The following is a 25,846-nucleotide window of genomic DNA, read 5'->3' on the forward strand; positions in this document are numbered from 1 at the left end:
TATCTACTAAAAATGAGTGATTAAAACAGTTTCAGTGTACAAGTGTACGCTGAAGTTGGCAATGCTTATTTTTTCACTAAATATTGGTCAAAATATCTAAATTGGTTGGTTTTATTAACTAACACTGAATGGGGTTAAAAAATAAATATATTTTTAAATAGTTTAAAATCAATAACTTAAAATTTATTTTCAGGGTGGCACAACCTTTGATTAAGTAATTACGACTAATTACTTAAAGAGACAAGGAATACCACTATGAATAACTCACTTAAATTAACTACTGCTGCGTTACTTGTATTTGCGTCAACTCAAGCAAGTGCTACTGACTTTGAATTAGATATCAGCAACACAATTACACAATCTGTTAAAAGCTATGTTCAACAAGCAAGTAACGAATTGAAACAAAGCGTAATGAACAGCATTGAGTTTGATGCTCAAAAGTTACTAGATACATACATGAGTGAAGATGCAATTGCTTCGAAAGAAGAAGAGTTAAAAGTTGCTCAAGCTCCTAAAGCAACAAACAAGCAGTAAGGAAACAAGACAATGAGTAGTGAAATCAGCTTATTTTTACTTATGGTTGCACCGGTTTTGAGTTTACTCAGTGCATATGCATCAATCGAATTATTTCGTAACGTTGCGCAATGGTTCAACTTCTAAAGTACAAGTAGATATTAAGATTTCATGAAATATTGATCGGCGGATAGAAAGCGCACGTAATTAAAGGCATGTGGTTTTAGAATAGTAGACTTTATGAAGCGTGCGATTTTTCCTTTACCGGTTTTTATTTTACCTGAAGGGTTCACCAAGCTAAGAATCTTTGAGCAACGTTATTTAACAATGGTCAAAGAAGCTGTGCAAGATAATACAGGTTTTGTGCTTTGCACTTACCAACACGACACAGATCTTAACTTGCCCGAGATAGGTTGTTTAATGCAAATAACCGATTTCAATCAAGATGATAATGGCCAACTATTAATTGATGTTTATGCTGAACATGCGGTTTCTATTCACAACGCTAGTCAGGATAAGCAGCAGCTACGCCATGCTGACATCGAAATAACTACGTCACCTTCGTGGTATGTAAGCACGCCAATTAATGACGAAAATACCTTACTAAGTGACACACTTCGTGCTGTGTTTGCAAATCAACCTGACTTAGCGGGTCTATATAAAACTCCACAATTTGATAACCTTGCTTGGGTCGCTGCTCGTTGGCTAGAGATCCTGCCTATATCGTTAGTTAAAAAACAACAACTTGCTTATAAATCTAGCTTTGAAAACTTGCTAAGTTTCCTCCATACTCTAATTAACAACGAATTTACTGATTAATGTGATCTAACATCAACTTTTTGGCGTATTACTACAAACGACAATAATTGGATGACATAAAGATGGTAAGTCAACAACTTCAAACAGGTTGTAAACCTAACACAGGTCAATACTCTGCCATGCCAGATACACCAAGCAAAGAGCTTGCTGATGCATTATTTGCTGTTGCTACGCACCGTGATAAACGTGCGTTTGCAATACTTTTCCAATATTTCTCACCAAAAATTAAACGTTTTGGGATAAAGCAGTTCGGCTCTGAAGCACAAGCAATGGAATTAGTTCAAGAAACGTTAACCTCAGTTTGGCGTAAAGCACATCTTTACCATAAAGAGAAAGGGGCGGCGACGACATGGGTTTATACCGTGATGCGTAACGCGTCTTTCGACATGCTCAGAAAAATGAAGAGCAGTAAAGAAGAGTGTATCAGTGAAGATATTTGGCCTCTAATTGATGAAGCCCAGCCGGGTCAACACGAATTTAGTGACCACTTAGAAGATAAACAAATTAAACAATACCTTGATAAATTACCACTTGCACAACGTGAAGTCGTGCGTGGCGTTTACTTTCAAGATATGTCGCAAGAGCAACTTGCTGAACATTTAAATATTCCCGTAGGCACAGTGAAGTCCCGTCTTCGCTTAGCCTTGCAGAAGTTACGCAATGAAATGGGAGATCACCATGATTAAGCACCATCCTAGCAACGAATTACTTGCCAAGTTCAGTGAAGGTAATTTACCTGCCACTTTGAGTGTTGCAGTCGCTATTCATGTTGAAATGTGTCCTGTGTGCCAAAAAGAGTTAGCCGCGCTTGAGGCAAAAAATGCTGACGACATATTTATCGAGTCTGCTAATGATATGGATGATATGTTCGATAAAACTCTTTTTGATGCCATCATAGCTGACGAGTCAATTGATGAGGTATACGAGCAAGCACAGGTATCGGTTGATGTTAAAGATAAAACCTACACATTACCTAGAGCACTTACGCGTATTGGCCACAGTAACTTTATGCAAATAGGTAAACTTGCCCGCTCTCGCATTGATTTAGACGACGGCCCATTACGAGCAAGTCTATTGCACATTGATGCGGGTGGTGAAATACCTGAGCACACACATACGGGGTTTGAGCTAACTTTATTATTAGATGGTGAGTTTAGTGATGAAGACGGACACTATGTACCAGGTGACTTTATGATGTTAGATGGTCGCCACAATCACACGCCAAAAACAATTGAAGGGTGCTTGTGCTTTACAGTTGTTAGTAGTGCCCTACACTTCAATAAAGGTATTAGTAAATTACTAAATCCAATTGGTAATCTAATCTATTAGTAGAGTTTATATGCAGCAATCGACAATTAAAATTGGTTTAAGCGCCTGTTTAGCAGGCGACAAAGTTCGCTTTGACAGTGGACACAAAAAATCTAATTTTTGCATGGATGAGTTGGCTAACCATGTTGAGTATAAAAAGTTTTGCCCTGAAGTAGCGGTAGGGTTGCCAATCCCTAGACCAACGATTCGCCAAGTGCGAGTTGGCGACACCATTAAAGTGTGCCGTCCTGATGGTACTGGCGATGTTGGCCCTAAACTAACAGAATATGGTAAACGAGTGGCAACAGAGCAAACCGCTGAGTTAAGCGGCTTTGTGTTTTGTGCAAAAAGCCCTAGTTGCGGTATGGAACGTATTAAAATCTACAACGAAGCGGGTACAGGTAACACCTCAGAAGGTGTCGGCTTTTTTGCAGAGCAAATAATGGCGCACAATCCATTGTTGCCTTGTGAAGAAAACGGTCGTTTAAACGATATGCATCTTCGTGAAAACTTTGTTATGCGCGTTTACACCTATAAGCATTGGCAAACACTATGTGAGCAGCCACTCACAGTTCATAGATTGACCCAGTTCCATGCTCAATATAAGTATTTATTGATGGCACATAATTACGAAGCTTACCGTAGTTTAGGGAATTTACTGGGCACCTTTGATGGTGAAGATATCCAAGCCTTGGCAGATGAATACATTTTAGGGTTAATGACAGCCCTCAAAAAACCAGCTTCTCGCAAAAATAATGCAAATACCTTGATGCATTTACAGGGTTATTTTAAAAAGTCACTTTCTAAAATAGAAAAGCAAGAACTAAGAGATGCAATTGACGAATACCGTAAAGGTCTCGTACCACTTTATGTTCCACTGACATTAATTAAGCATCATTTAAAAGTTCACCCAAATGAATACTTGGCGAAACAAGTTTATCTAGACCCCTATCCGAACGAATTAAAACTACGCTACGGAATTTAATGAACACTTTATTTTGGTTTAGGCGCGATTTGCGCCTTTTTAATAACGATGCACTGTATCAGGCAATCGAGAATGGTTGCGAGAATGCAGTTTTTTTTATTACTGAAAAGCAATGGCAAAAACATGATGTGGCAACTATACAGCTTGATTTACTAAAGCGTAGGCTTGGCTTTTTAGGTGAGCTTTTAGCCAGTAAAGGTATTAAATTACATGTCATTGATGCGGTTGATTACGATGGGTGCGTTGAAAAATTAGCGTCATTTTGTGAGCAACATCAGGTAAAAAATGTATACGCTAACAACGAATATGAGCTTAACGAAGTAAACCGTGATAAAACGTTTTTACAGCATGCTGACAGTAAAAATATTGCTTTTTATGCATACGACGGTGATGTAATTGCGCCACCTGGGAGCATCAAAAATCAAAGTGGTGAAATGTTCAAAGTATTTACGCCATTTAAAAATGCATGGCTTAAAACTTATCAAGACACCCACTTTTATTTTGCTGAGCCGCCTAAGATGTTCGAGCCCATTGAATGGCAGCCAAATGAGTTATTAGACTCAGACGGCAGCTCAGAAAAATGGCCTGTTGATGATGATACCCTCAGCCACGTTTGCGCACGCTTTATTGAAGAAAAGCTAGCAACCTATCAAGACCAGCGTGATATCCCAAGCATTAAAGGCACTTCGGGATTAAGCCCATATTTAGCCTTGGGTATTGTTAGCGTTCAGCAATTATTGGCACTTATTCAGCAGCGCCATCCTGATGTACTACGTAGCAGCAAAAGTAACTTGTTTTGTTGGGTTAACGAATTGATTTGGCGTGAGTTTTATCGTCACCTTATCGTTATTTATCCAAACCTAAGTAAATACGACAACTTCAATGATAAATACAACGCTGTGAAATGGCGTGATGATGAGAGCGACTTTAAAGCGTGGTGCGAAGGTAAAACAGGCTACCCACTAGTTGATGCTGCAATGAGGCAGTTACTGCAAACTGGTTGGATGCATAATCGTTTACGCATGGTGGTCGCAAGCTTTTTAACTAAGCACTTATTAATTGATTGGCGTAAAGGTGAGCGCTTTTTTATGCAGCACCTTATAGACGGCGACCTTGCCTCTAACAACGGTGGCTGGCAATGGGCTGCAAGTACGGGATGTGATGCTCAGCCGTATTTTCGAATTTTCAATCCAATCACCCAAAGTGAGCGATTTGATCCAGATGGTGAATTTATCCGTAAATATCTACCAGAGTTGGAAAAAGTACCTGCAAAGCAAATCCATTTTCCGCATGATTATTTAGCGAAACAGGGTAAGTCGAGCAGTTATTGGCCAGCAATTGTTGATCATAAAGCCGCGCGAGAGCGAGCGCTAAACGCATTTAAGGTGTGACATGGACAAGGCGATCCTTGATAGATTTATTGATGTTTATCAAACACTCAATAAAGACAATTTACAGCTACTGGATGAAATCTATCATCCAGATATTCACTTTGCAGATCCCTTGCATGCGGTAAATGGTCTTGGCGAGCTACGTGAGTATTTCAAAAACCTCTATGCTAACGTTATATCTTGTGAATTTGTTATTGAAGACAGCTATGTTACTGAAAATACTCAGAGCAAAGATGATACCGCCTTTATCTATTGGACCATGCAATACCGTCATCCCAAGCTCAATAAAGGGCAAGCAATCTCTGTTGCAGGTCATAGCCGTTTAAAGTTCGCTGGTGATAAAATAATTAATCATCGCGATTATTTTGACGTAGGCGCTATGCTTTACAGGCATATCCCTGTACTTGGCTCGGCTGTTAAATTTATTGATAAAAGGGCGAGTGCATAATGACAACATTAATTACAGGCGCAACTTCCGGTATTGGCGAGTCATTAGCAAAGCTATACGCAGACAATAATGAGCATGTGATTGCATGCGGCAGGAATACAGAAAAGCTTGCTAAATTGAGCCAACATCAAAACATTGAGTCTTGCCAATTTGATGCAACAGACCTTCAGGATATACGTTCGAGCACAGTCGCCTATACACAATTCGATCGTGTCATTCTAAATGCAGGCAATTGTGAATATATTGATGATGCTCGTAATTTTGATAGCAGTTTGTTCGAACGTGTGATCACCACTAATCTACTCAGTATGGGCTATTGCCTTGAGGCATTACTACCAAAGATAAAACCCGGTGGTCAGCTGGTGATTGTAAGCTCTAGTGTGACTTACTTACCGCTACCGCGCAGTCAAGCTTATGGCGCGTCTAAAGCCGGTGTAAGTTATTTAGCTAATAGCTTAGCGGTTGATTTAAAAGATGTTGATGTGACTTTAGTTCACCCTGGTTTTGTTAAAACGCCGCTGACTGATAAAAACGACTTTCCAATGCCAATGGCGGTGAGTGCTGAAAAAGCGGCAAATTATATTTATAAAGGGGTCGCGAAAAGGCGCAAAGAAGTGCACTTTCCGCACCGTTTTACCTTCATTTTGAAATTTTTAAGAATGCTTCCTACGCCACTTTGGCTGAAGCTAGCAAAAGGATTATCACGTTGAAAAAAGTGGCTGTTATTGGATCTGGCATAGCGGGTTTAAGCTGTGCGCACCTATTGCATAAGCACTACGATGTAACCGTATTTGAGAAAAACGACTACATAGGTGGCCATACTGCAACCATTGACGTAAAGGTTGATGGCGTTGAATACGCTGTAGACACAGGTTTTATTGTATTTAACGACCGCACTTACCCATATTTTGAAAAATTACTTAAGCGTTTGGGTGTCGAGCGTCAGAAAACTCAAATGAGCTTTAGTGTGCATAACGAGCAAACGGGCTTTGAATATAACGGTCATACATTTTGGAGCTTGTTCGCACAAAAGCGTAATATCTTTCGTCCTAAGTTTTGGAAACTCTTAAAAGACATAGTGCGCTTCAATGAAGTGTGCAAATCATTGCATGCACAACAAAACTACAAGGCCAATCAAACATTAGGCGAATTTTTGGATGAGCATGACTTTAACGAGTTCTTTCGCTTCCATTATATTTTGCCGATGGGCGCTGCTATTTGGTCAACCAGTATTAAAGAAATGGCACAAGTTGGCGTAGAGTTTTTTGTTAAGTTCTTTTATAACCACGGTTTGCTGGATATCACTAATCGTCCGCAGTGGTATGTTATTCCGGGTGGCTCTCGCGAATACATTAAACCCATGATCCAAGGCTTCGCTGATAAAATTCGTTTAAATAGTAATATCAGCTCGGTATCTCGAAAAGATGACAGTGTTCACGTTCATTTTGATGATGGTCATAGCGAAATATTCGACAAAGTGGTATTTGCTTGCCATTCTGATCAGGCTTTAAAGTTATTACTTGACCCAAGTGAAGACGAAAAGAATGTACTTTCAGCCATTCCTTATACTGCTAATTCAGTGGTTTTACATACTGATACAGCGTTGTTGCCAAAACGCAAGGCAGCTTGGGCTAGCTGGAACTACTTGTTGAATAACAACACAGACAAAGCGGCTGTTGTGACTTATCAAATGAATATTCTGCAAGGTATTCAAAGCGACACGCAATTTTGTGTAACCCTTAACCACCTTGACGGTATCAATAAAGATAAAATTTTACGCGAGTTTACCTACCACCATCCGGTATTTAATAAAGAATCGATTGCCGCACAGCAGCAAAAGTCATTAATCGACGGCAAAAATAATAGCTATTTCTGTGGCGCTTATTGGTATAACGGCTTTCATGAAGATGGTGTAAGAAGTGCGGTCAACGTGGCAAAGCAGCTTGGGGTTGAATTTGAATAGCGCCATTTATGTCGGTGACGTAAGACACCGACGTTTTGCAGTTAAAAAACATCATTTCAAATACCCACTTTACATGATGTGGGTCGATTTAGCTCAGCCTGAAGAACTTAATAACATTCACCCATGGCTGGGCTGTTCAGGCTTTAAACCTCTAAAGTTTAAACAAAGCGATTATTTTAATTTTCAGACAAACATGCAGCTATCAGTACAGCAACGTGCGCTCGCCAAGATAGCTGAATTAGGTGTAAAGCAAACCTTTACTAAAGTGTATATGCTTGGGCAACTTCGTTGTATGGGAATATATTTCAGTCCTGTTAACTTTTTTTTCTACCAAAGTAATGATGGTAATTTCACGCATATGCTTGCTGAAGTAAGTAATACTCCGTGGAATGAACGTCATTATTATGTCGTGCCGCTCGAAAAAAAAGTGAACTTTAAAAAGGTTTTTTCCGTATCACCTTTCATGAACTTAGATATGAACTATTATTGGCATATCAGAATGAATCCTGATAACACCATGATTCATATTGAAAATAAAAAAGACGACACACTCTTGTTTGACGCAACGCTACGTTTACAAAAGCATCCACTCAATAAAGAGAGGATGAGTGCGGTGCTCAAGCAGTTTCCAGCAATGACGTTGAGTATATTCAAAGGTATTTATATTCACGCGCTGAAACTATTTTGTAAACGTGTGCCATTTATTGGTCATTCGGGCAAACAAGAGAATTAAACTAGGTGATGTGATGGAAAAAGTATCAAATTTGACTGAGACTCAAGCAACAGGTTGGGTGGCAAAACTATACAAAAAATTAGTAATAGGTGCATTTAATAGCATCAAAATTGGTCGCATTACTTTAATTGAAGGAAATGACCGTACACAATTTGGTGATACAACCAGTGATATACACGCCACTGTTACAGTTAACGATGCAGCTATGTATAAATTGTTTGCATTGTCAGGAAGCGTGGGCGCTGGTGAAGCCTACATTCTAGGTTTCTGGGATTGTGATAACCTTACTAAATTAATTGAAATATTTGCCTTAAACCAAGACGAGCTTGATGCTTTTGAGAAAAAATTCGCTTTTTTTAGTGGTATAGCTCATCGCTTAAACCATTTTAGAAATCGAAATTCAGCTCAAGGTTCTAAGAAAAATATCGCAGCGCATTATGACTTAGGTAACGACCTTTATAGTGCATTTTTAAGTGATGAAATGTTGTATTCATGTGCCGTGTACCCTTCAAAACAAGCCACTCTTGAACAAGCCCAAGATCACAAACTGGCATTAATTTGTGAGCAAGTTGATCTACAGCCAGGTGACTCAGTAATTGAGATTGGCACAGGGTGGGGCGCCTTTGCGATTTACGCGGCAACGCATTTTGACTGCCATGTAACGACTACAACTATTTCAGATGAGCAATATGCCTATGTTGAAGAAAAAGTTAAAGAGCTAAATCTTGAGCATAAAATCACCTTATTAAAGCAGGATTATCGTCTCTTAGAGGGCAAATACGACAAGCTCGTGTCTATTGAAATGATTGAAGCTGTTGGGCATGAATATTTACCAGGCTTTTTTGCCAAATGTCACTCTTTGTTGAAAGACAGCGGCGCAATGCTGATCCAAGCCATTACCATTGCTGATCAACGTTATAGTCATTACCTGAAAAACTCTGACTTCATTCAGCAGTATATCTTCCCGGGTGGTTGTCTCCCTTGCTTAGACGAAATGAATAAGCAAATTAAACAGCAAACTGACATGGTGGTACATAGTGTAAAAGATATTGGTGTTCACTATGCAAGAACATTGGCTGATTGGCGAGAGCGCTTTGTTGCCAGCTGGCCTGAAATTGATAAAGTTAAGTTTGATCAGCGCTTTTATCGTTTATGGTTGTTTTACCTAGCCTATTGTGAAGGTGCATTTAGAACTCGTGCAATAAGCACTGTGCACCTCGTAGCCCGTAAACCGCGATTTGGACACTCTGACGATGGCATTGCGCTCGATTATTAATTTCGTGTTGTTTCAAGGAGTATGGTTTAGTGCCTTACTCCTTGAGCGCGATGCGGTAATCCCTGCCTCTTTTATTATTTGTTTAATGCTTTTTTTATCAGAGCAACGCAAGCAAGACATACTGCTTTTAGCATGTGGTCTACCAATTGCGCTGGGCTATGAATGGCTTGCAAGTGGTTTTGAGCTAATTAATTATAAAGTATCTCCATTGCCTCTATGGCTCGCTTTTCTTTGGGCTGCACTATTACTTACCATTAATACGTCTATGCAGTTTTTGCAAAAGCTTCCTTGGTATTTCGCTTGGTTGGTTTGTTTAGCCTTTGCTCCGGCTAGCTATTATGCAGGTATACGATTTGGTGTATTAAGCACGGATCTGACTGTTGTAAGTTTTTGGCTGTATTACGGTTTAGGCTGGGCAACGATGTTTGTATGCATTATTACCTTTAATAAGCGTTTTTTAGCCGCTAAATGATCAGTTAGTGATGGTTTTACGTAACATTGCATAACTAGTTTTTTAGGATAAGACGATGAAACAGTTTATGACTATAGCGGCATTTATGTGCTCATTGTTTATGGCAGATGTTGCTGCAAATGGTTTTAAAACCGTTGGCCAAGCTAAAATGGAGTATTTATTTTGGGATGTTTATAACGCCAAACTTGAAACTCCCAACGGCACTTACACATTCGGTCAACACCCTAGTAAATTAACACTTACCTATTTGCGTGATTTTAAAGCCAAAGACATTGTTAAAGCCACTAACGAGCAATGGCAGCATTTAGGCTTAGATGAAATGGTAGGGGCTTACGACAAACAGCTGTTGGACTTATGGCCTGATATTTCTAAAAACGATTCGTTAACGTTTCAAACAAATGAGCAGGCAATAGGGACCTTTTACTTTAATGGCAAGCCACTTGGACAGATAAATGATGACAAGTTTGCCGATAACTTTTTAGCAATCTGGCTAAGCGCAGAGACTTCTGAGCCATCACTACGCAAACAGCTTATTGGAGGGAAACATGATTAAACTCAAAGCAATCCTTATTTTAGCTATGGTAATGTTAATTACCAGCTGCTCTGCGCCCGATGTTGATTATTATCGAGGCACAGAACCTGAATTTAACTTTAAGCAGTTTTTTAGTGGTGAGCTAAAAGCCTATGGGGTAGTACAGGACCACAAAGGCGAATTAACTCGTAAGCTGGTAGTCGACATGCAAGCAAGCTGGGATGGCAACAAAGGCGTAATTGACGAGCAATTTGTTTATGATGACGGTGAAACGCAAACACGTGTTTGGTACATCACCATTAATGATGATGGCAGTATAACAGGTACGGCATCAGATGTTATTGGCGAAGCAAAAGGTGAAAGTAATGGCAGTGTGTTCCATTGGACATATTCTGTCGAGCTTCCATATGATGATAGTACTTTAGTGGTAAATTTCGATGATTGGATGTACTTGGTAACACAATCACGCTTGATAAACCGCACTGCTATTGATAAGTTTGGCATCGAGGTCGGGGAAGTAACCTTAGTTATCGAGAAAATCGAGTAATCGTTTAATTACCAGAAAACTTCGCGATGTTGGTTAAATTAAGTCTTTATTAATATTAACGTCGCTAACCTCGTTTTTGATAGTTAAATAGTAGTCATTTTTGAACAAATTACGTAAAAATAGCAATTTGCTGTTGCTAACTTCTCAAAAATGCATAAAGATAGGTTTTGCGAAGGCAAAATAATAACGAATAGGAATCTAACAATGAATAAAGCTCAATTAGTTGAAAAAATTGCTACTGATGCAGAAATCTCAAAAGCGGCAGCAACGCGTGCACTAGATGCATTCACTGGCGCAGTTACTAATTCTCTTAAAGAAGGTAACTCAGTAGCATTAGTTGGTTTCGGTACTTTCTCAGTAAAAGAGCGTGCAGCGCGTACTGGCCGTAACCCACAAACTGGTGCAGAAATTCAAATCGCAGCAGCAACTATCCCAAGCTTTAAAGCGGGTAAAGGTCTTAAAGACCAAGTTAATCCATAATTGGGTAACTAGGTTTATATTGAAAAAAGGGCTTATAGCCCTTTTTTTGTATTTGTTATATTTGAATCGAAGTGGCGAAAAAGGCTTATGCCTTTAACGCTTTATCACCACGACCAATACCAACCGCGCCAGAGCGAACTACTTCAATCAAATCACTTTCATGACGTAATGTATCAAGGAAGGATTCAACCTTCTCTGTGCTCGCTACAAGCTGCAGAGTATAGCTATGACGGCCCATATCTAAGATAGCCCCTTGGAATACATCAACAACTCGTGTAACAGCAGCACGTGTATTCTCATCTTGTGCGAATACTTTAACTAATAACAGTTCACGCTCAATATGTGCCATCTCAGTTAGATCGATAATTTTTAGTACATCGACTAGCTTATTAACTTGCTTGGTGATTTGCTCAACAATACGATCATCACCCATGGTGGTAATGGTAATTCGTGATAATGAATGATCGTCAGTCGTACCAACAGTCAAACTGTCGATGTTATAAGCACGTTGTGAAAATAAGCCAACAATGCGCGATAATGAACCAGGTTCGTTTTCTAATAAGATTGATAAAATACGGCGCATTATGCTTTTACTCCTTTACGTAACCACATATCATCTACAGCCCCTAGCTTAATTTGCATTGGGTAAACATGTTCTTTTTCATCAACACAGATATCTAAAAATACCAGTCTGTCGTTTATAGACATGGCTTTTTCAATAGCAGGCTGTAGTTCATCAATATGATCAACGCGAATACCTACATGGCCATAGCTTTCTACTAATTTTACGAAATCAGGAAGTGATTCCATGTAAGAAGATGAGTGACGTCCTGAATACATCATATCCTGCCATTGACGTACCATGCCCAGTGAGCGGTTATTCAACGACACAACCTTTACTGCTAAATTGTATTGTAAACATGTTGATAGCTCTTGAATGTTCATTTGGATTGAACCATCACCAGTTACACAGATTGACTCTTTATCAGGGAAGGCAAGCTTAACACCCATTGCCGCTGGTAGACCAAAGCCCATGGTGCCTAAACCACCAGAATTAATCCATTGGCGAGGATGTTTAAATGGATAATATTGAGCTGCAAACATTTGATGCTGGCCTACGTCAGAGCTGATGTAAGCATCGCCATTGGTTGCTTTGTAAATTGCCTCGATAACTGCTTGTGGTTTGATTTTATCGCCATCTGTGCTGTAGCTAAGGCATTTTTGCTCACGCCAGCTGATGATTTGTCGCCACCAATCTTCTTGCGCAGAACGGTCTATCGATATTGAGCTCTTATCAATAGCCGCTTGTAATTGTTCGAGTACGGTCTTTAAGCAGCCAACAACCGGGATATGCGCTTTAATTGTTTTAGAGATTGAAGTTGGATCGACATCAACATGCACTATGGTTGCATTTGGGCAGAATTTTTTAACGTTATTCGTAACCCGATCATCAAATCGTGCACCTAGCGCTAAGATCACATCCGCGTTCGCCATGGCTTTATTTGCCTCAAGGCTACCATGCATTCCTAACATGCCAATAAAGTTAGGGTGAGTACCACTGATACCGCCTAGGCCCATTAAGGTGTTAGTGATTGGTGCGTTTAATGATTCAACCAAGTGCGTTAGTTGCTCAGAGGTGTTTGATAAAATAATACCGCCACCAGAATAGATCACTAATTTCTTCGCTTCTAAAATTGCTGTGACAGCTTTACGAATTTGTTTTGAATGACCTTTGGTATTTGGATTATAAGTACGTAGTTCAGTTGTTTTTGGAAACTCAAAAGGAAATTTAAGCTCAGGGTTTAACATATCCTTTGGTAATTCAACCACAACTGGGCCCGGGCGTCCGGTGCTCGCTAAGTAAAATGCTTTAGCTAAAATAGTAGGGATATCTTTTGCGCTGCGACAGTTGTAACTGTGTTTAACGATTGGACGAGAACAACCAACAATATCTGTTTCTTGGAAAGCATCGTCACCAATTAAACCTGTAGGCACTTGCCCAGAAAGCACCACCATAGGAATAGAGTCCATATAAGCGGTTGCAATACCCGTAATACAGTTTGTTGCACCCGGACCTGAGGTGGCAAGAACAACACCAACGTCACCTGTTGCTCTGGCATAGCCATCGGCCATATGTGTTGCGGCTTGCTCATGTCGAACTAAAATATGCTCAATATCTTCTTGCTGAAATAATGCGTCGTATAAATCAAGTACAGAACCACCAGGGTAACCAAAAATATACTTTACATTCAATTCTTTAAGTGCCCGAACAACTAGTTCGGATCCATTGTATTCTGTTGTACTCATCCTCATTCCTCTGTGTGTGCAAGCATAAATGCATAAAAAAACCCCCGCATAGGGCGGGGGTTTTTTAAAAAGTGTGCTTTCACCTTTTAATAGACTCCCGCTGGGCTTGTAACTAAGACCAGTACGAGTACATTGACGACTAAAAGGTGACGGCTAATATTCATTGTTTATTAATTTCTTCTAAAAATCACAGCCGACTAGAAGGCTGTTGTTTAAAAAATGTTAGATGTATTTTTAAGTGTTTTAGAAACTGATGTCAACCGCAAAAGTGTTATTTTGCATTAATTTTTCTATATTTTCATTTTTGTATGTTTTTATTGCAAATTAAAGTGTGGTTTTATGTTTTTGCAGGTGTAACTATGCATTAAATTGATTGTGTGATGAATGTTGAGCTTTGCATATAGATAATGCGTACTTATCACTGATACGCATAACTTAGCCTAGTAAAATCCACTTTTTAAAACTCTTTTAATAAGACACCCAGTTTTATTTTTTAAATCGTAATTAACAATCTATATGGTCTTTAACTAAAAGAGCGTGTGGATATTAAGGTATGAATAATATTTGCCCACTAAAATGCAAATTAACACTAAAAATGATGGATTTAGTTTCTTCTTGGACAATTTGCTAAGCATTAGTTGTAAAAAGTGCATACCTCAGGTTTGCAACGAGGTTGTGCTCATTAATTATGTTCTGGAGGTTTAATTTATAATTAAGCAAATAAAGCTAAGCTGTTAGTAATTGAGCTTCTTCGCTTTCGTTTCATGTTATTTGCATAAGCCGTGATAGCTTGCTCTTTACCTGCAGTATTTTTAAATGAGCGTGTAAAGGAAGTGGTAAGTGTAAGCCAATTATCAGAGCAGATATTTAATCTTTCTAATATAGGTGCTGCATCTAGGGGGATTACACCAGGTTTACCTTCTCTTATAGAATGGCCAGTCCAATCAATAAGTTGCAAATAGGTTTTAAGTTCAAATGGGAGTCCTTTAGGCATATGTTTGCGTAGTTTACCTGCAAAGCGCATAAGTGTTTTCGGTTGCTTTGCTTTTTGAGCTGACTCAATACGTGATTTTATACTGGTGTAGTCTGATTGCTCTGGTAAATTAGCTGCTTTTGCTCTCACAGGGTTCAAGTCAACATAAGCAAGGCAAGCTGCAAGTGCTGCGTCATCAAGCAAGGCTTGCGATTTAAAGCGACCTTCCCAAAAGCGCCCTTTGCAATCATCTTCTTGATTCGCTTTTCGTGCGATGCTCTCATTAAGAACACGCATAAACCAACTAATACTACTTAGCCTTTCTCGATATAAATTAACTCTGTCATTAACTGCCGAGAGCTCTGCTTGTGTTAGTAATTCGCCATTTAAGAAGCGTTGGCATAGGAATGTACTGTTGAATACCTTGTGCCACCTAATCAAAATAGCTTTATTACTTAAACGCTTCGCTTTTGCTATATCAATGTGCAGAACCAGATGTGTGTGATTACTCATTACTGCGTAGGCGCAAATATCTATACAAAATATCCGACCAAGTTGAAGTAGTTTCTTTTCAACCCAATCCCGCCTATGTTCATATGAGCGGCCTGTTAGTGGATCATGCCCACACAAAAAAGCGCGACGAACGCAGCGTGAAATACAGTGATAATAGGGTGTGTTTGAAACGCTAATTAAGTTTCTGCGAGGGGTTGCCATGTTCTTCTCCTCCATGAGTGAACTATGTAAGTTTAGTCATAATTTTGAGAAGTGAGAACTATTAAGTTGGGTGTCTAGTTTTATGTGTGTGTTATGGATGTCTAATTAATGTGGATGTCCAATTAATTGAGGGTATAAAAAAGCCAGTCTTAGACTGGCTTTGGGTAGGGAGTGTTTAAGGGTTAGGTTGTCTTAAGCCCTAAACAATTATTCTCTTATAGACGCTCAATTACAGCTTGAGTGAAGTCTGTAGTACCGTGGCTGCCGCCAAGATCACGCGTTGTGCGGTCGCCTGTTTTGATAACATCTGCAACTGCACTGCGGATGCGCTCTGCAGTGTCAGCCATACCTAAGTGCTCTAGCATTTGGATTGATGCTAAGATCACTGAAGTTGGGTTTGCAAGGTTTTTACCTGCGATGTCTGGTGCGCTACCGTGTACAGCTTCGAAGATAGCTGCATCTTCACCAATGTTTGCGCCAGGAGCCATACCAAGACCACCAACTAGACCAGCACATAGGTCAGATAAGATATCACCGAATAAGTTTGTAGTAACGATTACATCAAACTCATCAGGAGTCATAACTAGTTTCATACATGTTGCATCAACAATCATTTCTGTTGATTCGATTTGCGGGTAACGCTCAGCTACTTCACGTGCAACTTTTAAGAATAAACCAGATGTTGATTTAAGGATGTTAGCTTTGTGAACAGCCGTTACTTTTTTACGGCCTTCACGCACTGCTAGTTCGTATGCAAAAGTTACGATTTTTTCTGCACCTTCACGGGTGATTTTTGACATTGCTTCTGCTTCGTTACCATCTTCAGATACAACTTGGCCAAGACCTGAGTACATACCTTGTGTGTTTTCACGAACAGTGATGATGTCGATATCGTCGTAACGAGCTTGTGTACCTGCAAATGATTTAACAGGACGAACATTAGCATATAGGCCAAACTTTTTACGTAAAGTCACGTTGATTGAAGTGAAACCTTCACCAACTGGTGTAGTTAATGGGCCTTTTAAAGTGATCTTGTTACGCGCAATTGTGTCGATTGTTTCTTGCGGAAGTAACTCACCAGTTTTTTCTAGGGCAGCAAGGCCAGCATCAACGAATTCATAATCAAAATCGCAACCTGCAGCTTCAAGGATCTCAAGTGCTGAATCAATAATGCTAGGACCAATGCCGTCGCCTTTGATCACTGTGATGGTTTGTTTAGCCATTTACTTTTCCTATTTATGAGTAGATAAACACGTAAACTCGTCGCGAAATAGCATGCGATTTACTTGTTAGAAGGTTTACGTGGATGTGTTTGAAAATTTAAGCGGCTTTTATAGCAATTTATTCAGCTTTTTACCAGTTTATCCTGTGAATACTGACTATAAACAGACTAAAGTTCATATTTATTTAACGTTTTCGCACTTTTTAACAACACATTCTAAAAATTGTCTGCAAACTCGCAATTTTTCAAATATGCATAAAAATTAGCTTTTGAGTCCCAACCAGCAGCCGATAGGCTGTCGAAAATGATTTGCTCTTGCCAGCTGCTAAATAAAGCTTTTGGTTGAAAAACATAATAAGTAAATAATTTAATAGCTATCCAATGTTTCTCATTTATGGTGAGTTGCTGCTTTTTGTGTTGTTCACTAGCCAGTAAATGTTGAGTCCAGACGTTGTCACCAATTAGCTGATTTAAATATTCAGTCAATGGGGCTTGATCTAGGTGATTAACACCAAATAGGCAGGCCAATGGTGGGCTAATAACATGCTCTTCGGCTTGTTCAAATATAGTTTTTCGAGACAGGCTCGTAGCTTGATATTCGCAAAGGTATAAAACGTAGGCATATAATGGCAAGCTCACGTGTTCAAATTGCACTGAGTCAGAGTGTTTAAACAATGCTTGAATAATCCGCACCATATTTTCAAGTCGTTTAGAAATATGCTGAAACAGTGGGTGAGTAGTTGTTGCTACTAAGCGTTGAAATAATACTTTCTGAATGATTGCCGGTGCATTGTCGTATCCAACCATCGATAAACAATGACGCAAGTCTTTGGCTCTTTGCTGCTCTTTATTATAGGGCTTAGCGGCAATTGTAAGTTGCGTAATTAATTCAGGGTAGGGACTTAACAGCTTATTTAAACCACGATAGCTGTATTCTTTTGATACTTTTAAGTCACTAATTAATGCTAAGTATTGCTGTCTGCGTTGCTGATTTATAGGTGGTGGTTCTGTAAAATTGATGTTCTCACTAAACCATACGGTGTAGAGCAAACGCGTGTCTTTACATGTTCTTTGTTTGTCTAAAATGCTCAAATTAGCTTTGATGCGATGCCAGCGTACTTTTTCTGGGCGGCTAGCATCGACTAAAATATGCCTACCTTGCTCATCGGTGGTTAAATAGATAAGAATGCGTTCAGCGTAATTTACTTCACTTGCTGGAATGTATGGGCCTATGTGCGCAATGAGCGCCTTTATTGCATTTTGAGCAAACTCATTAGGTGTACGAAGATAAATATCAGCCAATGCTTTATGTATACTAATATGCCCACCAGATTCACGATAAGTGGTATTCATGGCGATAATGTTAGCTAAAGCTACAAGTGTTGTTGCTCCGTCATAAATCATAATTTTTGGCGCACTTAAAAGTGCTTGTTTGTATTTATTTAACCGCGCTAATAAATGCTGAATAGATAATGTATGAGGACCTGAGCTTTGCAGTAATTTTGCAGCAAGCTGGTGACGACTCTGCCAAAGTTTTTTATCTTGTAATGTTAGCTTTTCACAGGCAGCTAACTTATTGCTTTGAGTTTGTACGCACAGGTAATTAGCTAAACAGCAGCTAATAATTTGTTCACTAATTGCTTGGTTGTAATTTAGGCTACGACATAGAATGCAAGCAATAACGCATTGGTTAACAACTAAATTTGTTGTGTAGCCATGATTAGGAACATATAAGCTAAGTTGCGCTTGCATACCTTTTGGGCAGGCTTGGTAGATTAAGTAATATCGCTCAGCAAGGTTGCTTAATAAAGGATAAATTTGCGACCATTTCTGCTTTTGATAATAAAGCTTGAGCAACTGGTGCGTACTATCAAATAAGCGTGCCAACTCACGAGGCGTCACGTTTTCCATCATAAGCGGTTAGGTTTCTTGTTGATAGCTTTCATAGGCACTTGGCCCCCACAATACTAATTGACCATTTTTAAACAGCAAGCCAGTGCACTCATCTATTGTTGTAATACCATCCGATTTTACGTGTTGCGTGCGGTAAAAAATGATTTGCCAAACATTGTCTTCGACTCGTTTAGCATAGGTTAGGTCTGGGCTGCCTAAGTAATCAAGTACGGCGTTTAAGTTTTCAGGCTTATCGATAGATAGTTTCGAGATGTAACGTTTATTAAAAGCTTCACGGTCTTGCCAGATCATGGCTTGTGGATCATCTTTATAAAAAGTGATCACAAGAGTGGCGATAAGTGCATAAACACCTAAACCCAGCACCAGATATTGGAAAACCTTTTTAAACATGTGTAACTCTTTAAAATTAACGCGAATTTGCAGTATACGCTGTGATATCCAAGTGCGCTACGAGATTGCGATTAATTGAGCCTTAACTGCTTTAAACTAAAGCCTAAGTGAATATCTGTGCGTAACATCACAAGATTTTTCGAAATAACAAACATATCCATCTCATCGTTCAATTTACGCTTTACTGAAGGGTTTAGTTCATCGTCGTTGATTGCGGCTGCAATTGACTCATACTCATTTACTAATTGCTGCGCAGTTTTGTTACCAATACCTTTCACGCCGGGTATGTCATTGGTTTTATCACCAGCTAAAGCCCAAAAATCAGCGAGTCGATGTTTTGGAACATTAAAGCGCTGTTTAATGTCGTCGGCTTCAAGATACTGTTTTTTGAAGTAATCATAAATAGCAATCTGCTCAGATAAAAATGGTAAAAACCCTTTATCTGTAGAAACGATAGTAGAAGGTACATCATTAGTCGCGGCTTTATGTGCCAGCGTGGCAATTATATCGTCAGCTTCATCATTGTTAGGTGAAAACACCACAATGCCTGTTTGTTCAATGGCTTGTTTAAAAAGCGATAAGTTTTGTTTTAGGGTATCTGGCATCGGTGAGCGAGTGCTTTTGTACGCCTCATAGTAGTGATAACGCCAGCTTTTTTCACCATCAAACACAGCAATCGCGTGAGTAGCATTAGTTTGCTGACGTAACTTTTTACAAGCATGTGCCACGCGGGCACAGCTTGCCTTTATCATATGTTCTTCACTGTGATGACTCTGATTACTATCAACAGCATAGATGCGCCTAATAAGATTTAACGCATCTATTAAAAGTAACTGGGTTGTCACATAGTCTCCTGTTAAGCTTTTATCTCATAGCAAGGAATATACTTACTACCGGGTAATTTCATTCGCCCTTGCTCAACAAAAGCAGCAAGTAGTTTATCCATATCAGCCATTAATGCAGGCTCACCACTTAATACAAATCGGCCATGTTGCTTGATGGCTTGCAAGCCTTCGTCTTTAACATTACCAGCCACAATACCTGAAAACGCACGGCGTAAATTAGCGGCTAGTTGCTGAGTCGGCTGATCTAAGTGTAAATCCAAACTCGCCATATTGGCATGAGTCGGTGCAAACGGCTGTTGAAAATCATTATCGATTTTTAGCGTCCAGTTAAAGTAGTATGCATCACCTTGACTCTTGCGGTATTCACGCACTTCAGCCATTTTTGATTTGAGTGTTTTGCCAACTCGCTCTGGGTCATCGATGATCACTTCAAACTTATCAAGTGCCTCTTTACCAAGCGTTTTCTCAACGAATTTACACAGCTCAATAAAGTAATTTTCACTCTCTCTAGGGCCAGTTAAGATCACAGGTAAAGATTGTTTTTCGTTTTCAGGGTGCAGTAAAATACCTAAAAGATATAACAGCTCTTCTGCGGTACCCGCGCCACCTGGGAAAATAATAATGCCATGGGCTGTACGGATAAACGCCTCTAAACGTTTTTCGATATCAGGCAAAATCACTAATTCGTTTACAATTGGGTTAGGTGGCTCAGCGGCAATAATACTTGGTTCAGTTAAACCTAAATAACGATTATTAGTAATACGCTGTTTGGCATGGCCTATCGTCGCGCCTTTCATTGGGCCTTTCATTGCACCTGGGCCACAACCTGTACAAATGTTTAAGCCACGAAGCCCAAGCTCATAGCCAACTTGCTTGGTGTATTTGTATTCGACTTCGTTTATAGAGTGGCCACCCCAGCAAACTATCATGCTCGGATCGCTATTTACTCTTAGCGCACCTGCATTCCTGAGCATGTCAAACACCATATGAGTTATGGCTTTTTGCTCAGTTAAATCTTTTTCGTATTTTTGACAAATAAATAGAATATCGCGAATAACCGAGAAGATATGTTCATGAATACCAGTGATAATTTCGCCATCGACAAAGGCTGATTCGGGTGGGTTTTCAAGCTCAATTTTAATCCCGCGTTCGCGGCTCAATAAGCGAATATCGAAATTTTCGTATTTGTTGTAAATCTCAGAGCTTGAGTCAGTGTGGCTGCCCACATTAAGAACCGCGAGCACACAGTTCCTAAATAATTTATAGCGCTCGCTGGTGGATGATTGTTCGAGTAGATCAACTTCTAGTTGCGATAGTAAATCCAGTACACCTGTAGGATTCAGTTGTTTTAACATAAGCACTCTCCTGGCTCGTCAATGAGCCTTTATCATTGTGTGTCAAAGACCTTACTAACAAGATGAGGCCTTTATTTGCTAATGCAAACTTTATTTCGTCCCTCGTTCTTGGCTTTGTATAGTGCTTCGTCTGCACGGTCAAAGGCAATCAGTGGGGTATCACCTTTTTTCAACTGGGTTGCGCCAGCAGAAATGGTGATTTCTACTTGCTTATCTTTGAATTTAAATGGAATACCTTGAATTGTCTTACGCAACTTTTCAAGTGGTGCTGCTGCACTTTCAAGTGACATACCACTCATTAGTAACACAAACTCTTCGCCACCGTAACGGGCAATAAAGTCTGATTTACGTATTGATTTTTGTAGTGCTTTAGCAATGACTTGTAATGTTTTGTCACCGGCACTGTGGCCATATTGGTCATTGATTGATTTAAAATGGTCTACATCAATTACTACAAATGTCACTGCCGACTCTTGTAGATCAAATAATTGAAACTCTTGATTAAACCGTTCATCAAACGCTGCGCGGTTGGGTAATTTTGTTAAACCATCTAGCAAACTTTTAAATCGCTGTTCATTTAAGCGTTGTTTATAAGTTGAAAGTTTAGCTTCTAAATGGCTAATACGGCTATTGATATCGTTAAAGCTAGCGAGCAAGTTTTCTCGCTCCGTTTGCTCTAGTTTTTCTTTGGCAATTAAATCATCACTTAAAGATTTAAGTTCTTCTTCTACTAATTCTTTAAGTGATGTTATTGAAGTCGCCTGCTGAGTTTGCGTATGAAGATTCTTAATTTTTGCTTCAATCTGTTTGTTCAGCGAATCGTATTCTGCGCTAATCGACTCTGAGTGTTTACTGGTTGAAACAATAGAGTGATGTAAATCTTCAATAGTTTGATTTAATGAGATTAAAAAGCTTTGTGCAGATTGACGCTCTTTACTCATATTACGCGTGATGATGGTGATAATACTCAGCGCAGAATCAAGTAAATCGTCAACACTGTCATTATGAGTGATTTTGCTTTTAATTATATTTATTTGCTCTGCACTTTCATCCTCGAGCACAAGCTCATTAGCAAGAGACAGCAGCTCAGACGCTAACTCAGGTTTGATTAATGCCTCGGCTTGACTACTTTTAGCGAGCTTTGCTTGAAGTGCTTGGTGATAAATAGTAACCAGCTTAGACAATAAAGGTATAAAATCATGATTAGACTGTATATTATTCAATTCGTGGTCAAGCAGATAACGCAATGTTCGACGGGCATTATCAGGTAAACCTTGGACTTTTTGTAATTGTTTACCTGCATCAGTGATGCTTTTGTTAAGCTCGCGTTGTTGAGCCATTTGCTTGGTTTCTTGTTGTTTTAGAAGACCAAGCACATCATCTATGAAAGGTGTTAGTAATTCAAAATTAACACCTTTTTTTAGTGCGTTTCTAAATTTGGCTAAACGGTTATCTAGCTCAATGTCTAGCCCTTTACAGCTGAGCGACAGTTTTGCCGCAAACTGTGAAAGCACTTCAACTTGATGTTTGCGTGCATCTTCGACCACTGTGCGTGCGTCGATAGCCTGCTTTAACTTTTTATTAAGAACATCATGCTGTTGCTGCACCTAGTAATACCGCCGTGAAGATTCAAATTTTCTATAGGGTAAGTTTACAACAAATTAATACGAAATGTAGGTTCCAAGTCAAAAACTTAGTTAATTTGTATATCAAACCTGTTGCAATGGCTGTTTATCGGTTTTTAATTCACATTTTTTCTCGCAATTGTTAGGCTTGTCCGCAATTTTAAAAGTAATAAAAAGAGTTGTTATGAAAAAGTTTTTGGCACTGTCAATTTTGGCAGCGTGCTCAAGCAGTGTGTTTGCAGATGTAAACTATTCACTGTCGATTACTGAGCCAGAGCATCATTTAGGTAATGTGAGTGTTGAGTTTCCTGAAACTGCACAAGCACATTTAGATGTTAAACTTCCCGCTTGGCGTACTGGTCGTTATGAAATTTTGAATCTTGCTAATGGCGTACGTTTTTTCGAAGCAAAAGATGATGACGGCAAGCCATTAAAGTGGGAAAAAATTGATCACAGCACGTGGCGTGTTCACCTAAACGAGCCAACTCAAGTCAATGTAGATTACCAAGTTTACGCTAACGAGCTAGGTAAACGCGCTCGTCATATTGATGACAGCCATGCATTTATTGATGCATCTGGCTTTTTCATGTTTAGTGAATCATTCCGTCAAGACCCGGTAACCGTAAAATTAAACGTACCAAAACAATGGCGTTCAGTATCGGGTATGGAAAATGCGGGCTCTAAACACAGCTTTAAAGCCGCTGATTACGACATTTTAGTTGATTCACCAATCGAAAGTGGTATCAATGAGCTACACAAGTTCACCGTTGATGGCCGTGAATACGAATTAGTTATTTGGGGCGATGGCAACTACGACGTAGATCAAATGCTAACTGACCTTAAAAAGCTAGTGACAACTGGCAATGTAATTTGGGACGGTTACCCATATGAGCGCTATGTATTTATGGTCCATGCTACGTCTGGTGCCGGTGGCGCAACAGAGCATTTAAACTCTACGATTATCCAGCGCCCACGTGACCGTTTTGGTTCTCGTAAAGACTACCTTGCGTTTATCAGCACCGCAGCTCACGAATTTATTCATACTTGGAACGTTAAAGCATACCGTCCAAAAGGTATTGCTCCATACGATTACACCAATATTAACTACGCTAAAACATTATGGATTGCAGAGGGCTCAACCAGCTACTTTGAAGATCACTTAATGGTTCGCTCTGGAATTGAAACAACCGATGAGTTTTTCGGTACGTTAACGAAAACGATTAATCGTCACTTACAAACACCGGGTCGCGAAGTACAAAGCGCAACCGAAACCAGTTTTGATAAGTGGATCAACCAAGGCGGTGACCACGCTCGCAACTATAGCACCAATATCTATTTAGAAGGTTCATTGATCTCAATGGCGCTTGATATTGATTTGCTAGAAAAAAGCGATGGCAAAATCAGTTACCGCGATGTTCACCGTGAACTGTACAACAAGCATCGTTTACCTGATGGTTTTACGCCTGATGATGTTAAAGCGATTTTAAAAGAACTTACAGGTCGTGATTACAGTGCTTGGTGGCAAGCGAATGTGGATGAGCCAGCAGCTATCGACTTTGATTCGCTACTTGAAAAAGTGGGCTTAGGTTTAATTCGTCCTGAAGGCGCTAAATCAGTACCTAGTATTGATTCGATGGCAAAAGATAGCGGTGAGTTACTAACCCTAACTCATGTTCGTCGTGGTGGCGCTGCATGGCAAGCAGGCTTAACTACAGATGATAAAATCGTTGCGTTTAACAAAAAGCATGTTGGTAAAGACTTAACAGCCAGCCTTGAAACGTTTAAAGCAGGCGACACAGTGACTGTTGATTTTATTAGACGTGATGCACTGCAAAGCACAACGCTAACACTGAGCGAAGATTTTGATAAAGAGAAAAAGGTAAAAGCATTAAAAGATGCAACACCAGCTCAAATGGCACTGTTTAAAGCGTGGATGGGCGTTGACCACCCAAACCTAGCAAAATAGTTAATGATCTTTAATTGGTAAGAGAGGAGCTGCGGCTCCTTTCTTTTTATTCGGCGTTTGTTGCGCCTTGATAAACTGCTTAGTGTATTTTGCATTTAGCAGTGCACTATTAAGTTGCTGCTTTTTACGTCGCCAAAACGACTTTTTAACTTTGTCTGATCTATCACGAATATCGCTTTGTGAATTATCGGGTTGTGATACCGGGTAGGGCAGTAAAGAGTATCCATATACGCCGGTTTCCCACACATGCTGTAAATCGCAATCGACAGGACGGCCAAATGTAGCAGTGGCTTTTAATAGCGCTTTTGCACCAGCTAAACTAACAGCCGTTGCACAGCAGCCAGACATAAGCTTTTTATGAATGACTAAATGCTGCTCATCAGCGAGGGGTTTTGTAAAGGCAATTTCCCGATTTCGGTCTTTATAAGCCGCCAATTTTATTAGCTGCCAAGGCTGTTTTAATGTATTAATGTTTTCAATTGCACTGTGAATTGAGCGGTCGAGAACAAAGTCATCTTCTAAAATAATGGCGTAATCTAATTGCCTATCGACCATGGTTTGCCATGCTTTTCTGTGACTCAGATAACAGCCAATTTCACCTTTACTCAATGGTTTATGGTATTTTTTTAGATTTAAATCAGCATTATAATGCTCAGCAATCGCTGTATCAGACAGCTCTCTACCATCAATTGCATCAATGCGTTCAAATGCTAAACCTTGCGCGTTGAGTTCATTGCTCACACGGTGTAATCGTTCAGTAGAGCTTGCTAAGTTAATTACAAAAATAGCGGTCATTATTGTTACCTGATGGGTCAGTTTGAATCAGGCTAACAAGCTTTAATGACGCTTGGGTGTCAGAACTATTTCGCTTTTATGTCAGGGCGAGGAGTATTTAAAATCGCTTGCTTTTCTTGTTCGGATAAAATGATCCAATCAAAAATTTCATCATTACTGCGACCACAGCCAGTGCAATAGCCATTGAGGCGATGACATTGACCGATGCAATCTGTTTTAAATTCGCTGGTTAGTTTTTTTGAATGTGCCATAGAGATACGAAGGCTAATGTCT

General features: G+C 39.6%; 27 protein-coding genes. 16 read left to right on the forward strand and 11 right to left on the reverse strand.

The annotated features are described in order from the left end of the window. The first annotated feature begins 255 nt into the window (after positions 1–255). The 15 genes from L1264_RS05685 to L1264_RS05755 all read left to right on the forward strand — a co-directional run bounded on the left by L1264_RS05685 (position 256) and on the right by L1264_RS05755 (position 11,467). Positions 256–534: a hypothetical protein gene (locus L1264_RS05685; RefSeq protein WP_135926372.1), complete on the forward strand. Its 279-nt coding sequence runs from the start codon at positions 256–258 to the stop codon at positions 532–534. 219 nt (positions 535–753) lie between these two features. After that, positions 754–1,332 carry an LON peptidase substrate-binding domain-containing protein gene (locus L1264_RS05690; protein WP_135926373.1) on the forward strand — a complete coding sequence of 193 codons (579 nt, stop codon included), beginning with the start codon at positions 754–756 and terminating at the stop codon, positions 1,330–1,332. Positions 1,333–1,394: 62 nt separating this feature from the next. Next, positions 1,395–2,018 carry a sigma-70 family RNA polymerase sigma factor gene (locus L1264_RS05695; RefSeq protein WP_135926374.1) on the forward strand — a complete coding sequence of 208 codons (624 nt, stop codon included), beginning with the start codon at positions 1,395–1,397 and terminating at the stop codon, positions 2,016–2,018. Further along, on the forward strand, positions 2,011–2,661 hold the full coding sequence (locus L1264_RS05700) for a ChrR family anti-sigma-E factor (protein WP_135926375.1): 651 nt from the start codon (positions 2,011–2,013) through the stop codon (positions 2,659–2,661). The genes L1264_RS05695 and L1264_RS05700 overlap by 8 nt, the downstream gene beginning before the upstream one ends. Before the next feature lie 10 nt (positions 2,662–2,671). Further along, positions 2,672–3,625 carry a YbgA family protein gene (locus tag L1264_RS05705; protein ID WP_135926376.1) on the forward strand — a complete coding sequence of 318 codons (954 nt, stop codon included), beginning with the start codon at positions 2,672–2,674 and terminating at the stop codon, positions 3,623–3,625. Further along, positions 3,625–5,016 (forward strand): deoxyribodipyrimidine photo-lyase, encoded by a 1,392-nt coding sequence (gene phrB, locus L1264_RS05710; RefSeq protein WP_199527757.1) that lies wholly within the window; start codon positions 3,625–3,627, stop codon positions 5,014–5,016. Before L1264_RS05705 ends, phrB begins: the two co-directional genes overlap by 1 nt. A 1-nt stretch (position 5,017) precedes the next feature. Beyond that, complete coding sequence (locus L1264_RS05715; protein WP_135926378.1) at positions 5,018–5,464, forward strand: nuclear transport factor 2 family protein; 447 nt, start codon at positions 5,018–5,020, stop codon at positions 5,462–5,464. Beyond that, entirely contained in the window at positions 5,464–6,174 is a 711-nt protein-coding gene (locus tag L1264_RS05720; RefSeq protein ID WP_135926379.1) for an SDR family NAD(P)-dependent oxidoreductase, read from the forward strand. Before L1264_RS05715 ends, L1264_RS05720 begins: the two co-directional genes overlap by 1 nt. After that, entirely contained in the window at positions 6,171–7,427 is a 1,257-nt protein-coding gene (locus tag L1264_RS05725; RefSeq protein ID WP_135926380.1) for an NAD(P)/FAD-dependent oxidoreductase, read from the forward strand. Before L1264_RS05720 ends, L1264_RS05725 begins: the two co-directional genes overlap by 4 nt. Then, the gene (locus L1264_RS05730; protein ID WP_199527756.1) at positions 7,420–8,160 is read left to right on the forward strand and encodes a DUF1365 domain-containing protein; all 741 of its coding nucleotides are present in this window, start codon (positions 7,420–7,422) and stop codon (positions 8,158–8,160) included. The genes L1264_RS05725 and L1264_RS05730 overlap by 8 nt, the downstream gene beginning before the upstream one ends. A gap of 13 nt (positions 8,161–8,173) precedes the next feature. After that, a complete protein-coding gene (locus L1264_RS05735) occupies positions 8,174–9,436 on the forward strand; it encodes an SAM-dependent methyltransferase (protein ID WP_199527755.1) in 1,263 nt (420 codons plus the stop codon). Next, positions 9,414–9,908 (forward strand): DUF2878 domain-containing protein, encoded by a 495-nt coding sequence (locus L1264_RS05740; RefSeq protein WP_138557711.1) that lies wholly within the window; start codon positions 9,414–9,416, stop codon positions 9,906–9,908. The genes L1264_RS05735 and L1264_RS05740 overlap by 23 nt, the downstream gene beginning before the upstream one ends. 55 nt (positions 9,909–9,963) lie before the next feature. Further along, positions 9,964–10,461, forward strand: a complete 498-nt coding sequence (locus tag L1264_RS05745; protein ID WP_235403766.1) for a chalcone isomerase family protein — start codon at positions 9,964–9,966, stop codon at positions 10,459–10,461. Next, positions 10,454–10,987 (forward strand): DUF3833 domain-containing protein, encoded by a 534-nt coding sequence (locus L1264_RS05750; RefSeq protein WP_138557710.1) that lies wholly within the window; start codon positions 10,454–10,456, stop codon positions 10,985–10,987. The genes L1264_RS05745 and L1264_RS05750 overlap by 8 nt, the downstream gene beginning before the upstream one ends. 204 nt (positions 10,988–11,191) lie before the next feature. Next, positions 11,192–11,467: an HU family DNA-binding protein gene (locus L1264_RS05755; RefSeq protein WP_036972004.1), complete on the forward strand. Its 276-nt coding sequence runs from the start codon at positions 11,192–11,194 to the stop codon at positions 11,465–11,467. 85 nt (positions 11,468–11,552) lie between these two features. On the opposite strand, the gene ilvN is transcribed toward L1264_RS05755, so the two are convergent. The 9 genes from ilvN to L1264_RS05800 form a co-directional block, all read right to left on the reverse strand. After that, positions 11,553–12,050, reverse strand: coding sequence for an acetolactate synthase small subunit (gene ilvN, locus L1264_RS05760; protein WP_135926385.1), 498 nt, complete (start codon positions 12,048–12,050; stop codon positions 11,553–11,555). Beyond that, a complete protein-coding gene (locus L1264_RS05765) occupies positions 12,050–13,774 on the reverse strand; it encodes an acetolactate synthase 3 large subunit (protein WP_135926386.1) in 1,725 nt (574 codons plus the stop codon). Before L1264_RS05765 ends, ilvN begins: the two co-directional genes overlap by 1 nt. Before the next feature lie 712 nt (positions 13,775–14,486). Continuing rightward, positions 14,487–15,461, reverse strand: a complete 975-nt coding sequence (locus tag L1264_RS05770; RefSeq protein ID WP_199527754.1) for a transposase — start codon at positions 15,459–15,461, stop codon at positions 14,487–14,489. Positions 15,462–15,676: 215 nt separating this feature from the next. Further along, on the reverse strand, positions 15,677–16,684 hold the full coding sequence (locus L1264_RS05775; RefSeq protein ID WP_130052654.1) for an isocitrate dehydrogenase: 1,008 nt from the start codon (positions 16,682–16,684) through the stop codon (positions 15,677–15,679). A 215-nt stretch (positions 16,685–16,899) separates the two neighbouring features. After that, a complete protein-coding gene (locus L1264_RS05780) occupies positions 16,900–18,597 on the reverse strand; it encodes a hypothetical protein (protein WP_199527753.1) in 1,698 nt (565 codons plus the stop codon). A gap of 6 nt (positions 18,598–18,603) precedes the next feature. Then, entirely contained in the window at positions 18,604–18,987 is a 384-nt protein-coding gene (locus L1264_RS05785; protein ID WP_075594547.1) for a DUF3192 domain-containing protein, read from the reverse strand. 71 nt (positions 18,988–19,058) lie between these two features. After that, a complete protein-coding gene (gene xni, locus L1264_RS05790; protein ID WP_199527752.1) occupies positions 19,059–19,832 on the reverse strand; it encodes a flap endonuclease Xni in 774 nt (257 codons plus the stop codon). Between the two features lie 11 nt (positions 19,833–19,843). After that, a complete protein-coding gene (ppnN, locus tag L1264_RS05795; RefSeq protein ID WP_138557705.1) occupies positions 19,844–21,187 on the reverse strand; it encodes a nucleotide 5'-monophosphate nucleosidase PpnN in 1,344 nt (447 codons plus the stop codon). Positions 21,188–21,258: 71 nt separating this feature from the next. Continuing rightward, entirely contained in the window at positions 21,259–22,794 is a 1,536-nt protein-coding gene (locus L1264_RS05800; RefSeq protein WP_235403768.1) for a diguanylate cyclase, read from the reverse strand. 202 nt (positions 22,795–22,996) lie between these two features. Here L1264_RS05800 and L1264_RS05805 point away from each other — a divergent pair, with 202 nt between their 5' ends. After that, positions 22,997–24,778: a M61 family metallopeptidase gene (locus tag L1264_RS05805; protein ID WP_235403769.1), complete on the forward strand. Its 1,782-nt coding sequence runs from the start codon at positions 22,997–22,999 to the stop codon at positions 24,776–24,778. On the opposite strand, the gene L1264_RS05810 is transcribed toward L1264_RS05805, so the two are convergent. Together L1264_RS05810 and L1264_RS05815 are read right to left on the reverse strand one after the other, a co-directional pair. Next, positions 24,779–25,573 carry a glycosyltransferase family 25 protein gene (locus L1264_RS05810; protein ID WP_235383598.1) on the reverse strand — a complete coding sequence of 265 codons (795 nt, stop codon included), beginning with the start codon at positions 25,571–25,573 and terminating at the stop codon, positions 24,779–24,781. A gap of 65 nt (positions 25,574–25,638) precedes the next feature. Further along, positions 25,639–25,824 carry a DUF1289 domain-containing protein gene (locus L1264_RS05815; protein WP_235403770.1) on the reverse strand — a complete coding sequence of 62 codons (186 nt, stop codon included), beginning with the start codon at positions 25,822–25,824 and terminating at the stop codon, positions 25,639–25,641. Between the last annotated feature and the right edge of the window lie 22 nt (positions 25,825–25,846).

The sequence above is a fragment of the Pseudoalteromonas sp. APAL1 genome (genome assembly GCF_021532475.1).
Taxonomy (GTDB): domain Bacteria; phylum Pseudomonadota; class Gammaproteobacteria; order Enterobacterales; family Alteromonadaceae; genus Pseudoalteromonas; species Pseudoalteromonas lipolytica_C.

Bases quoted from the DNA above. Each gene is read 5' to 3' on its own strand.
- L1264_RS05685 (WP_135926372.1), top strand. From the start codon at position 256: ATGAATAACTCACTTAAATTAACTACTGCTGCGTTACTTGTATTTGCG.
- L1264_RS05690 (WP_135926373.1), top strand. From the start codon at position 754: ATGAAGCGTGCGATTTTTCCTTTACCGGTTTTTATTTTACCTGAAGGG.
- L1264_RS05695 (WP_135926374.1), top strand. From the start codon at position 1,395: ATGGTAAGTCAACAACTTCAAACAGGTTGTAAACCTAACACAGGTCAA.
- L1264_RS05700 (WP_135926375.1), top strand. From the start codon at position 2,011: ATGATTAAGCACCATCCTAGCAACGAATTACTTGCCAAGTTCAGTGAA.
- L1264_RS05705 (WP_135926376.1), top strand. From the start codon at position 2,672: ATGCAGCAATCGACAATTAAAATTGGTTTAAGCGCCTGTTTAGCAGGC.
- phrB (WP_199527757.1), top strand. From the start codon at position 3,625: ATGAACACTTTATTTTGGTTTAGGCGCGATTTGCGCCTTTTTAATAAC.
- L1264_RS05715 (WP_135926378.1), top strand. From the start codon at position 5,018: ATGGACAAGGCGATCCTTGATAGATTTATTGATGTTTATCAAACACTC.
- L1264_RS05720 (WP_135926379.1), top strand. From the start codon at position 5,464: ATGACAACATTAATTACAGGCGCAACTTCCGGTATTGGCGAGTCATTA.
- L1264_RS05735 (WP_199527755.1), top strand. From the start codon at position 8,174: ATGGAAAAAGTATCAAATTTGACTGAGACTCAAGCAACAGGTTGGGTG.
- L1264_RS05740 (WP_138557711.1), top strand. From the start codon at position 9,414: ATGGCATTGCGCTCGATTATTAATTTCGTGTTGTTTCAAGGAGTATGG.
- L1264_RS05745 (WP_235403766.1), top strand. From the start codon at position 9,964: ATGAAACAGTTTATGACTATAGCGGCATTTATGTGCTCATTGTTTATG.
- L1264_RS05750 (WP_138557710.1), top strand. From the start codon at position 10,454: ATGATTAAACTCAAAGCAATCCTTATTTTAGCTATGGTAATGTTAATT.
- L1264_RS05755 (WP_036972004.1), top strand. From the start codon at position 11,192: ATGAATAAAGCTCAATTAGTTGAAAAAATTGCTACTGATGCAGAAATC.
- ilvN (WP_135926385.1), bottom strand. From the start codon at position 12,050: ATGCGCCGTATTTTATCAATCTTATTAGAAAACGAACCTGGTTCATTA.
- L1264_RS05765 (WP_135926386.1), bottom strand. From the start codon at position 13,774: ATGAGTACAACAGAATACAATGGATCCGAACTAGTTGTTCGGGCACTT.
- L1264_RS05770 (WP_199527754.1), bottom strand. From the start codon at position 15,461: ATGGCAACCCCTCGCAGAAACTTAATTAGCGTTTCAAACACACCCTAT.
- L1264_RS05775 (WP_130052654.1), bottom strand. From the start codon at position 16,684: ATGGCTAAACAAACCATCACAGTGATCAAAGGCGACGGCATTGGTCCT.
- L1264_RS05780 (WP_199527753.1), bottom strand. From the start codon at position 18,597: ATGATGGAAAACGTGACGCCTCGTGAGTTGGCACGCTTATTTGATAGT.
- L1264_RS05785 (WP_075594547.1), bottom strand. From the start codon at position 18,987: ATGTTTAAAAAGGTTTTCCAATATCTGGTGCTGGGTTTAGGTGTTTAT.
- ppnN (WP_138557705.1), bottom strand. From the start codon at position 21,187: ATGTTAAAACAACTGAATCCTACAGGTGTACTGGATTTACTATCGCAA.
- L1264_RS05805 (WP_235403769.1), top strand. From the start codon at position 22,997: ATGAAAAAGTTTTTGGCACTGTCAATTTTGGCAGCGTGCTCAAGCAGT.
- L1264_RS05810 (WP_235383598.1), bottom strand. From the start codon at position 25,573: ATGACCGCTATTTTTGTAATTAACTTAGCAAGCTCTACTGAACGATTA.
- L1264_RS05815 (WP_235403770.1), bottom strand. From the start codon at position 25,824: ATGGCACATTCAAAAAAACTAACCAGCGAATTTAAAACAGATTGCATC.